The organism is Micromonospora sp. AMSO12t (assembly GCF_008806585.1).
GTDB classification, from domain to species: domain Bacteria; phylum Actinomycetota; class Actinomycetes; order Mycobacteriales; family Micromonosporaceae; genus Micromonospora; species Micromonospora reichwaldensis.
Genome location: NZ_WAAS01000050.1, coordinates 25,307 through 34,648, shown reverse-complemented (window position 1 = coordinate 34,648; position 9,342 = coordinate 25,307). Strand labels below are relative to the sequence as shown.

Sequence of the window (9,342 nt, the reverse complement as noted above, 5' to 3'; positions counted from 1 at the left end):
CCGCCGCCCCCGGGCTGGGCCGGGCCGCCCCGTCCGGCCCCGGCGCTCGGACCGGGCGGCCAGCCGCTCGCCAGCTTCGGAGACCGGCTGCTCGCCGCGCTGATCGACGTCGCGCTGAGCACGGCGGTGGCGATGGTCCTCTTCCTGCCGCCGTTCCTGATCCTGATCTGGAACATGATGGACGACCTGACCCGGACCAACCCGGACGGCACCCTCGCCGATCCCGACCCCGCGTCGTTCCTGACCGACTTCATGTTGCCGATCCTGCTGCTCGAACTGGGCCTGATGGTGGTCATGCTCGGGCTCTACTGGCTCTACCACGTGGAGTACATGAAGCGCACCGGGCAGACGTACGGCAAGCGGGTGATGAAGCTGCGGGTCGTGCCGCTCGACCCGGCCGCCACGCTGGACCGGCGGATCGCCGGCAAGCGGTACGCCGTGCAGTACGTCGCCGCCATGTTCCTGCCCGGCCTCAGCTACCTCGACGGGCTCTGGCAGTTGTGGGACAAGCCCTGGCAGCAGTGCCTCCACGACAAGTTCGCCGGCACCGTCGTCGTTAAGGTGTCTGCGTGAGCGAGCGCAGCGAGGCCAGGCCATGAGTGTCGGACCGGGATGGTACGTCGACCCGGCTGATCCGGAGACCCGACGTTACTGGGACGGCGAGGGCTGGATCGGCGCACCGATCCCCGTCGACGCCACCCCGCCCGAGGGGCCGCCGCCGGCCGAGCCGCCACCCGCACCCGAGCCGACGTCACCCGCGGCCCCGGTGCCCGCGTCGGGCGCCCCCGCCGGCGGGCAACCCCTCCCGGGTCAGCCACACCCCGGGCAGCCACACCCCGGGCAGCCGCAGCCTGGGCAGCCCTATCCCTGGCAGCCGCCGCAGGGGCCGGGCCACCCGCAAGGGCCGGGCCACCCGCAGGGCCCTCCGCCCGGCTGGCCGCCCGGTGGCGGTCCGCCGCCCGGCTGGCCGCCCGGTGGCTGGCCCGGACGGCCGCCGGAGCCGCGCCCGCACGGGCTCCCGCTGGCCGGGTTCGGCGCCCGGCTGGTCGCCCGGCTGATCGACTTCACGGTCGTCTTCGCGCTGAACGCCGTGGTGAACGGCTGGTTCGTCTGGCGGCTGGTCGAGGAGGTCACGCCGTACTGGCGGGAGGTGTTCCGGCGGGCCATGGCGGGCGACAGCTCCACCGACAACCTGCCGCAGCCCAGCGAACAGGCCGGCGGCCTCCAGGTCGTCATCCTGCTGATCGCCACCGCCCTCTGGCTCGCGTACGAGGTGCCGACGACGGCCTCGGGCGGGCAGACCTTCGGCAAGCGGCTGGTGGGCGTCAAGGTGCTGCCGGTGAGCGCGGACGAGCCGCTCGGCTTCGGCCGGGCGCTGCGCCGGTGGAACACCCTCGGCCTGCCCACCCTGCTCTGGTACTGCTGCGGCCTGGGCCTGCTGCTCCAACTCGTCGACGCGCTCTCCCCGCTCTTCGACCACCCGCTGCGCCAGGCGCTGCACGACAAGCGGGCGCAGACCGTGGTGGTCCAGCTCCCCCGCGGCAATGGCGGCACCACGGGCGAGCGCGGCACGCCGGACGACCGCACCAGCACGCACGAGCCCACCACCACGGACGACCGCACCCCCGACGACCGCACCGACCCCTCGGGAGACACCCCATGACCGACCCCGGACGTCACCAGCCGGAGCTGCGGCTGACCCGCCCCGACCTGGACGCGCTGCCCAACTACGTGCCCGGCCGCAGCCCGGCCGACCTGGCCCGCGAGCTCGGCCTCCCCGAGGCGATCAAGCTGGCCAGCAACGAGGTGCCGTACGGGCCGCTGCCCGGCGTGGTGGAGGCCGTCGCCGGTGCCGCCGCCGGGGTGCACCGCTACCCGGACATGGGCGCGCTCGCGCTGCGCGAGGCGCTGTCCGAGCGGTACGGCGTGCACGTCGACCAGATCGCCACCGGCTGCGGGTCGGTGGCGCTGGCCGAGCACCTCGTCCGGGCCACCTGCCTGCCCGGCGACGAGTTCCTCTACGCGTGGCGCTCCTTCGAGGCGTACCCCATCATCGCGGCGACCAGCGGCGCGACCAGCGTGCGGGTGCCCAACGACGCCGCACACGGGCACGACCTGGCGGCGATGGCGGCGGCGGTGACCGACCGGACCCGGCTGATCGTGGTCTGCAACCCGAACAACCCCACCGGGACGTCGGTGCGCCGGGCGGAGCTGGACCGGTTCCTGGACACGGTCGGCGAGGACGTGCTGGTCGTGATCGACGAGGCGTACCGCGAGTTCGTCACCGACCCGGACGTGCCGGACGGCCTCACCTACCTCGACCGGCCGAACGTGGTCGTGCTGCGCACGCTCTCCAAGGCCTGGGGCCTGGCCGGCCTGCGGATCGGCTTCCTGGTCGCCCAGCCGGCGGTGGCGGCGGCGATCCGCAAGGTCGTGACGCCGTTCTCCAGCAACATGGCCGCGCAGGCGGGCGCGCTCGCCGCGCTGGCCCAGGAGGACGAGGTACGGCGGCGGTGCGCCCTCGTGGTGACCGAGCGCGACCGCGTGACGGAGGCCCTGCGCAAGCTCGTCCCGGACGTGCCGGACAGCCAGGCGAACTTCGTCTGGCTGCCGCTGGGCGACCGGGCGGTGGACTTCGGCAAGGCGTGCGAGGCGCGCGGCGTGATCGTCCGGCCGTTCGCGGGCGACGGGGTCCGGGTCACCATCGGCACCCCGGCCGAGAACGACGCCTTCCTGGCGGCAGCGGAGACCGCGCTGGCCTGAGGCGGGTGCCGGTCCGGTCCGCCATCCCCTTGCGGACCGGACCGGACTCTCAGGCGACCGCCATTGGCCCGGAGCCGCACCCGTCAGGCGGCGGGACGGGTGTCGGCATCATGGTGGACGATGCCGACCGGGCCGGTCGGCGCGGCGTCGGCCGGCGAAGCGGTGACGAGGATGAGGATCGCGCCCAACAGGGCGGCCAAGAAACGCACAAATGGACTCTAAGTAACTTATGTCCGTTTTGTCGAGCAGCCGGGCCGGCGTTTCACGTCGCCGCGAAGACCATCGGCTCCGAGGTCAGGTAGTAACGCTGGTCGTCCGCCGCCGGGTCGACCGGCTTGCGGAGCCGCTCCACGGCCACGAACCCGCCGGCCGCGTACACCGCGCCGGGCACCCAGCCGACCCCGTCCGAGCCCACGTTGAGCGCGAAGAAGGACCGCTGCGCCCCCGTCGCCGGGTCCAGCGTCAGCAGGTCGTTCGTCTCCGTCAGCAGGTGCACCCGGTCGGGCTGGACGGCGAGCAGCCGCGCCTGCGACAGGCCGGGACGGCGCCACAGCTCCGCGCCCGTACGCGCCGAGCGGCCGACCGCCACCCCGTCCACGACCGCCACGGCCGTCCCGCCGACGAGTTCGGCGTCCGGCCGGTCCAGGGCCGGGGCGGCGACCGGTTCCCCGGCGCCGAGCAGCCAGCCCCGGCCCGCGTCGTCGCCCGGCCTCGCCGTCCGCAACCCGGTGCACCCCGTCCGGCCGGTGCCGCAGCCCACCAGGGTCGCCACCATCTCGTCGCCGGCATCCGGCGGCCGCCAGCGCAGGCCCACCGCCCCGGTCGCGGCGTCGCGGAACTCCACCGTCGCCGGCCCCGCGCAGGAGTCGACGGTGATCAGGTGTCCCGACGCGGTCGTGCCGAGCGCGTCCCGGCACCCGGCGACCGTGTCGCCCGGCGGCAGCGTGACGGTGACGTGCGACCGCCACAGTTCGCGGCCGTCGGCCAGGTCCACGGCACGCGCCCACTCCGCCCCGGCCGCCACCACCACCTGCCGCCCGTCGGGCGCGGGGGCCACGAAGATCCCCTGCGGATCCCAGACCGTCGCCGCGCCGGTGCGCCGGACCGCCCGCTCCCCGACCGGCGCCGGCCCGTCCGCCCGCCAGGCGACCCGGCCCGTCCGCGCGTCCAGCGCCACGAGCCGCCCGTCGGACCAGCGGGTGACCACCGTCGTCCCGCTCGCCACGACCCCGTCGAGCGCCGCCGGCCAGCGGCGGTACGACCAGTACGGGGTCGTCCGGTGCCGGCCGTCGACCGGGCGGTCGGCGTAGACCTGACGGTGGGCCGCATAGACCCGCAGCCGGCCGTCGACGACGAGCGGGGCGACGGGCAGCCGGCCGATCACGCCGGCTGAGGGGGCCGCGGCAGCCGGGTACCCGGCCCGCGCGGGCGTGCTGACCTCGGCGGGGGCGAGCACCCGGTAGACCGTCGCCGCAACGGCGACGGTGCCGAGCAGCGCCGCGACCGCCACCGCGATCCGCCGCCGGCCGTTCGGGAACCCCATGCCGCACCTCCGCCCGGCACCCTACCCAGCGGAGCCGGTCAGGGCCCTGTCAGGTCACCGGCGCTCGGGCGCTCCGGCAGCGCCCGCCACGTAAGCACCCCGGCGTGCGCCTCGGGCCGTCCGGCGTGCGCCTCCATGCCGTCCAACGTGTGCCTCGGACCGCCCCGGCGTGCGCCTCAGGCCGTCGGGCGTGCGCCTCTCGGACCGCCCCGGCGTGCGCCTCAGGCCGCCTCAGGCCGCCTCGGTCGCGTTGGTGGCCGCCGCGGCGGCCAGGTCGGCGAGGTCCTGCCGAAGCGCGCGCTCGACCGCCCGGGCCGCCAGCCCGCCGAGCAGCAGCGCGACCACCCGGCTGTACGGGGCGGTCGGCACCGCCTCCTGCTCGACCGTGACCGCGGTGCAGCCCCGGCGACGCCGCTCGACCGGGCGCAGCGCCCAGGTGATCCGGTAGTCCACGCCGGCGCCCCGGGAGCCGAGCACCAACCGTCGGGGCGGCTCGGCCTCGATGACGAGGAACTCCTCGACCAGCGCGGTGCCGTCCGGCTGGGAACGGGTCTCCCGCCACACGGTGCCGGGGCCGAACGGGCCGGGGGTGAGCACCTCCACCGGCCCGGTGAAGCGCCGGGTGCGGGTGGTCAGGTCGGTCAGCAGCCGCCAGAGGTCGACGTCGTGCGCCTCCACGAACTCCGTGACCGCCACCGTCGACATGCCACCTCCCGTGGCCTCGACGGTACGCCGGGTGAGCGCGGATCGGGGCCCCCGGAGCGGATTTTCCACCGCCGGGAGCCCCGATCCGGAGCGGTCGACCCGTCAGCGACCGAACTGGCCGGCCCGGATCGCGCCGACGAAGGCCGCCCACCCCGGCGGGCTGACCGCCAGCGTGGGGCCCGCCTGGTCCTTCGAGTCGCGTACGCCCACCACGCCGAGGGCGTCGACCAGGTTGTCCGCCACCTCCACGCAGAGCCCCTGGTCGTTGGAGCGGCTGCTGGTACGCCAGACCGCGCCCGGGAGATCGTTCATCGTCGTCACCTTCCTGTCGTCGGTACGCCAACCGGCGGCCGGGCCGGAACCGGAAGGGGGCGTCCGGCCCGGCCCCGGCGCGGCATGGCGACGGAATCCGCGACGATCAACGCGCAAGCAACGGTCCCCGGTCGCACCAACTGTGCGACCGGGGACCGTCGATGATCGGAAGGTGGGTCAGCGGGCGGCGAGGACCTTCCCGGTCACCTCGCCCAGGGCGATGGTGGTGCCGTCCGGGCCGGGCGCGGTGGCGGTGATCGTCACCGTGTCGCCGTCCTCCAGGAAGGTGCGGGTCCCGCCGTCGGCGAACTTCACCGGCTCGCTGCCGCCCCAGGTGAGTTCCAGGAACGAGCCGACCTGTCCCCGTTCCGGCCCGGAGACGGTGCCCGAGGCGTAGAGGTCGCCGGTGCGCAGCGAGGCGCCGTTGACCGTGAGGTGGGCCAACTGCTGGGCCGGCGTCCAGTACATGGTCGCGAACGGCGGCTCGCTGACCCGCTCGCCGTTCCACTCCACCGACAGGCGCAGGTCCAGCCCGAGGTGCGGCACGTCGCGCAGGTAGGCGGCGACCGGCGGGTCCTGGTCGGGGGCGGGGACGAAGGCGTCGCCCAGCGCGTCCAGCGGGGTCACCCAGGCCGCGACCGAGGTGGCGAAGGACTTGCCCAGGAACGGGCCGAGAGGCTGGTACTCCCAGGCCTGGATGTCGCGGGCCGACCAGTCGTTGACCAGCACGACACCGAAGACGTGGTCGGCGAAGTCGTCGACGGAGACCCGATCGCCCAGCGGGCTGGGCACGCCGACCACGAAGCCGACCTCGGCCTCGATGTCGAGGCGTACGGACGGGCCGGTGACCGGGCCCTGCGGGGTGGCCCGCTGCCCGCTCGGCCGCACCACCGGCGTGCCGGAGACGACCACCGTGCCGGCCCGACCGTGGTAGCCGATCGGCAGGTGCTTCCAGTTGGGCAGCAGCGGCGGCTGACCGGGGCGGAAGATCTGGCCGACGTTGGACGCGTGGTGGTCGGAGGAGTAGAAGTCGACGTAGTCGGCGACCTCGAACGGCAGCTGCATCCGCACCTCGGCCAGGGGCACCAGCAGCGGCTCCACCGCCGGCCGGTGGGCGGCGTCGGTGAGCAGCTCGGTCACCCGCTGCCGGACGGCCGTCCACTGTGGGCGACCGAGGGCCATGAAGTCGTTGAGGGTGGGCCGACCCAGCGTCCCGGCGGCCAGCACCAGGCCGGCCTCCTCCGCGCCGGCCAGGTCGAGCACGAAGTCACCGATGCGTACGCCGACGCGCGGCGCGCCCTCCGCGTGGCGGAACACCCCGTACGGGAGGTTGGCGACCCCGTACGACGAACCGTCGGCACCCGTCACCCAGGTCATGCTTGAAAGCCCCCGTTCACCAGCCCCAGCCGGATCAGATCGGTCAGTGGTTCCAGGATGCTGCACGAGCCGAAGCCGATCCACAGCGGGCGCGGGCCGTCCAGCCCGGCCTCGGCGTACTGCACCAGCGGGCGCGGGTCGGTCGCGGTGAGCAGCTCGGCGACCGACTCCACGGTGGCGCCCCCGGCGGCCGCCAGCGTCGCCGCCAGCACGTTGACGAAGCCGTGGTGGGTGAAGCCGGTCTCCGGGTCGAGGTGCCGGACCGCCTGGTGTAGCCCGGCGGTCAGCTTGAACGGCAGGTCCCGGTCCCGGCAGGCGCAGATCACGGCGGCCAGCTCCGCCGGGGTGGGGAACAGCTCGGCGGCCAGCCCGCCGGTGCGGAACTTCGCCGCGATCGGCACGCCGTCGGCGCGGGCGGCGGCGAGCGCGTCCAGCGCCCCCATCAGCCCGAACGTGAGCGGCAGCTCGGCGTAGACGGCGTCGAGGGTGGCCGGGCCGGCACCGGCGCGGCGGGCCAGCGTCACCAGCTCGGTCAGGCCGGGCAGCGGGTCCTCGCCGCGTTTGGCGACCGCTGCCTCCACCTGGCGCACGCGGATGCGCGGGTCGGCCGTGGCCCGCACCTCGTCGAGCCGGTCGAGGGGCACGTCGCCGATCACCCCGACCGCGATCCGCTCGTCGGCGCCGAGCAGGCCCGCCACCTCGGGCAGCCTCGTGGCCGGGACCAGGAGCGGGCCGACGAGGCCAGCGTACCAGGAGGTGCGGTGCCGCCGGTGCGCGGCGACGGCGTCGGGCAGCGGCGCGCTGCCGGGCGGGAAGACGGCGGCGTCGTCGACGAGGCCGTCGACGAGCGCGGGCACCTGCGTTGACACGAGACAAGAATGTACGGGACGCTACAAGGAACGGACAACAGCGTCCGATTATCGGACGCTGTTGGATCGGTGAACGGGACGAACCGGGAGGCGAGATGCCGTACTACCGCAGCGTCGGCGAGGTGCCGCGCAAGCGCCACACCCAGTTCCGCCAGCCCGACGGCAGCCTCTACGCCGAGGAGCTGATGGGCCAGGAGGGCTTCTCCTCCGACTCGTCCCTGCTCTACCACCGGCACGCGCCGACCGCGATCGTGGCGGCCGAGGAGTTCACCCCGCCGGCGTTCACCCGGGTGCCGAACCTTCCGCTCAAGCCCCGCCACCTGCGCACCCACAAGCTCGACGGCACCGGCGCCGACCCGGTGCTCGGCCGGCAGTACCTGCTCGCCAACGACGACGTGCGCATCGCGTACGTGCTGGCGGACCGGCCGTCCCCGCTGTTCCGCGACGCCACCGGCGACCACTGCCTCTACGTGGAGTCGGGCACCCTGCGGGTCGAGTCCACGTTCGGCGTGCTCGACGCGGTGCCCGGCGACTACGTCGTCATCCCCACCTCGACCATCCACCGGCTGGTGCCCACCGGCGACGCGCCGACCAGGCTGCTCGCCGTCGAGGCGGCGGGGCACATCGGCCCGCCCAAGCGCTACCTCTCCGTGCGGGGCCAGTTCCTGGAGCACTCGCCCTACTGCGAGCGCGACGTCCGGGGGCCGGACGCGCCGCTGCTGGTCGACGGCGAGGACGTGGAGGTGCTGGTCCGGCACCGCCGCGGCTGGACCCGCTACGTCTACGCCCACCACCCGTTCGACGTGGTCGGCTGGGACGGGCACATGTACCCGTGGGCGTTCTCCATCCACGACTTCGAGCCGATCACCGGCCGGATCCACCAGCCGCCGCCCGTGCACCAGACCTTCCAGGGCCCCAACTTCGTGATCTGCTCGTTCGTGCCCCGCAAGGTCGACTACCACCCGGACGCGATCCCGGTGCCGTACAACCACCACAACGTCGACTCCGACGAGATGCTCTTCTACACCGGCGGCAACTACGAGGCACGGCGCGGCTCCGGCATCGAACAGGGCTCGATCTCGCTGCACCCGTCCGGCTTCACCCACGGCCCGCAGCCGGGCGCCGCCGAGCGTTCCATCGGCGCCGACTTCTTCGACGAACTTGCCGTCATGGTCGACACCTTCCGGCCGCTGGACCTCTGCGACGCCGCGACCGCGTGCGAGGACGACGGCTACGCCTGGACCTGGGCCCGCCGCCCCTAGGCGGACGGTTCCGGGTGAGCGGTGCCGCGGTCCGGCAGGGGCGGACCGCGGCACCTTCGTGCGCGCGGGGGCGGGCGGGCGTCGACCGCGCTCCGGCAGCCGCGTCCGCAGCGCCTCCGGCCTCCCGCGCATCAGCCGCGGGAGCGCACTTCCTTCTCATCGTCCGTCCACAGCCGTCGTACGGCCATCGGCGACTGGACGCTCGGACGAATAGTTCGTGGGCGGAGCTGACTAACATCTTCCGCACTGTCCATCTTGTCATCGACAAGTGCGCTTGTTCGTCGACGACATCCCCCTGGAACCGGAGTACACGATGCGCGACATGACGGCCACGCTGGCCGACCTCGAAGACCTCAACCTGGCCGACCTGGAGGTGTCCGACCTGCTGGAGGTGCACGCAGTGCGCGACGCTGTGGCCCTGCCGGAGACCGGTGCCTCGGCGAGCACCTCCGCCGTCTGGCAGTGGCTGGGCTACTCGTCCTGCGCCGCCCAGCTTCCCCAGTAGTCGTAC

At 74.4% G+C, this 9,342-nt stretch carries 11 protein-coding genes; 5 read left to right on the top strand and 6 right to left on the bottom strand.

Annotation, left to right across the window (positions count from 1 at the left end; all coding sequences use genetic code 11):
* The 3 genes from F6X68_RS10750 to hisC all read left to right on the top strand — a co-directional run.
* Positions 1-573: RDD family protein (locus tag F6X68_RS10750; RefSeq protein WP_225852133.1), on the top strand; the 573-nt coding region annotated here is incomplete at its 5' end.
* Positions 574-595: 22 nt separating this feature from the next.
* On the top strand, positions 596-1,663 hold the full coding sequence (locus F6X68_RS10745) for an RDD family protein (protein ID WP_151454124.1): 1,068 nt from the start codon (positions 596-598) through the stop codon (positions 1,661-1,663).
* Positions 1,660-2,763 (top strand): histidinol-phosphate transaminase, encoded by a 1,104-nt coding sequence (gene hisC, locus F6X68_RS10740; RefSeq protein ID WP_151454123.1) that lies wholly within the window; start codon positions 1,660-1,662, stop codon positions 2,761-2,763. Before F6X68_RS10745 ends, hisC begins: the two co-directional genes overlap by 4 nt.
* An 83-nt stretch (positions 2,764-2,846) precedes the next feature.
* On the opposite strand, the gene F6X68_RS34640 is transcribed toward hisC, so the two are convergent.
* From F6X68_RS34640 to F6X68_RS10715, 6 genes are all read right to left on the bottom strand, one after another.
* A complete protein-coding gene (locus F6X68_RS34640) occupies positions 2,847-2,972 on the bottom strand; it encodes a hypothetical protein (protein ID WP_255474741.1) in 126 nt (41 codons plus the stop codon).
* 53 nt (positions 2,973-3,025) lie between these two features.
* Positions 3,026-4,306 carry a PQQ-binding-like beta-propeller repeat protein gene (locus tag F6X68_RS10735; protein WP_151454122.1) on the bottom strand — a complete coding sequence of 427 codons (1,281 nt, stop codon included), beginning with the start codon at positions 4,304-4,306 and terminating at the stop codon, positions 3,026-3,028.
* Positions 4,307-4,537: 231 nt separating this feature from the next.
* Positions 4,538-5,011 (bottom strand): SRPBCC family protein, encoded by a 474-nt coding sequence (locus tag F6X68_RS10730; RefSeq protein ID WP_151454121.1) that lies wholly within the window; start codon positions 5,009-5,011, stop codon positions 4,538-4,540.
* 102 nt (positions 5,012-5,113) lie between these two features.
* Positions 5,114-5,323, bottom strand: a complete 210-nt coding sequence (locus tag F6X68_RS10725) for a DUF397 domain-containing protein (protein WP_132239904.1) — start codon at positions 5,321-5,323, stop codon at positions 5,114-5,116.
* Positions 5,324-5,500: 177 nt separating this feature from the next.
* Entirely contained in the window at positions 5,501-6,700 is a 1,200-nt protein-coding gene (gene fahA, locus F6X68_RS10720; RefSeq protein WP_151454120.1) for a fumarylacetoacetase, read from the bottom strand.
* Positions 6,697-7,569 carry a hypothetical protein gene (locus F6X68_RS10715; protein ID WP_151454119.1) on the bottom strand — a complete coding sequence of 291 codons (873 nt, stop codon included), beginning with the start codon at positions 7,567-7,569 and terminating at the stop codon, positions 6,697-6,699. The genes fahA and F6X68_RS10715 overlap by 4 nt, the downstream gene beginning before the upstream one ends.
* Before the next feature lie 95 nt (positions 7,570-7,664).
* Between F6X68_RS10715 and F6X68_RS10710 the strand changes: the two genes are divergently transcribed.
* Positions 7,665-8,831 (top strand): homogentisate 1,2-dioxygenase, encoded by a 1,167-nt coding sequence (locus F6X68_RS10710; protein WP_151454118.1) that lies wholly within the window; start codon positions 7,665-7,667, stop codon positions 8,829-8,831.
* Between the two features lie 268 nt (positions 8,832-9,099).
* Entirely contained in the window at positions 9,100-9,336 is a 237-nt protein-coding gene (locus F6X68_RS10705; RefSeq protein ID WP_225852132.1) for a thiopeptide-type bacteriocin, read from the top strand.
* Positions 9,337-9,342: the final 6 nt, after the last annotated feature.

Bases quoted from the DNA above. Each gene is read 5' to 3' on its own strand.
- F6X68_RS10745 (WP_151454124.1), top strand. From the start codon at position 596: ATGAGTGTCGGACCGGGATGGTACGTCGACCCGGCTGATCCGGAGACC.
- hisC (WP_151454123.1), top strand. From the start codon at position 1,660: ATGACCGACCCCGGACGTCACCAGCCGGAGCTGCGGCTGACCCGCCCC.
- F6X68_RS10735 (WP_151454122.1), bottom strand. From the start codon at position 4,306: ATGGGGTTCCCGAACGGCCGGCGGCGGATCGCGGTGGCGGTCGCGGCG.
- F6X68_RS10730 (WP_151454121.1), bottom strand. From the start codon at position 5,011: ATGTCGACGGTGGCGGTCACGGAGTTCGTGGAGGCGCACGACGTCGAC.
- F6X68_RS10725 (WP_132239904.1), bottom strand. From the start codon at position 5,323: ATGAACGATCTCCCGGGCGCGGTCTGGCGTACCAGCAGCCGCTCCAAC.
- fahA (WP_151454120.1), bottom strand. From the start codon at position 6,700: ATGACCTGGGTGACGGGTGCCGACGGTTCGTCGTACGGGGTCGCCAAC.
- F6X68_RS10710 (WP_151454118.1), top strand. From the start codon at position 7,665: ATGCCGTACTACCGCAGCGTCGGCGAGGTGCCGCGCAAGCGCCACACC.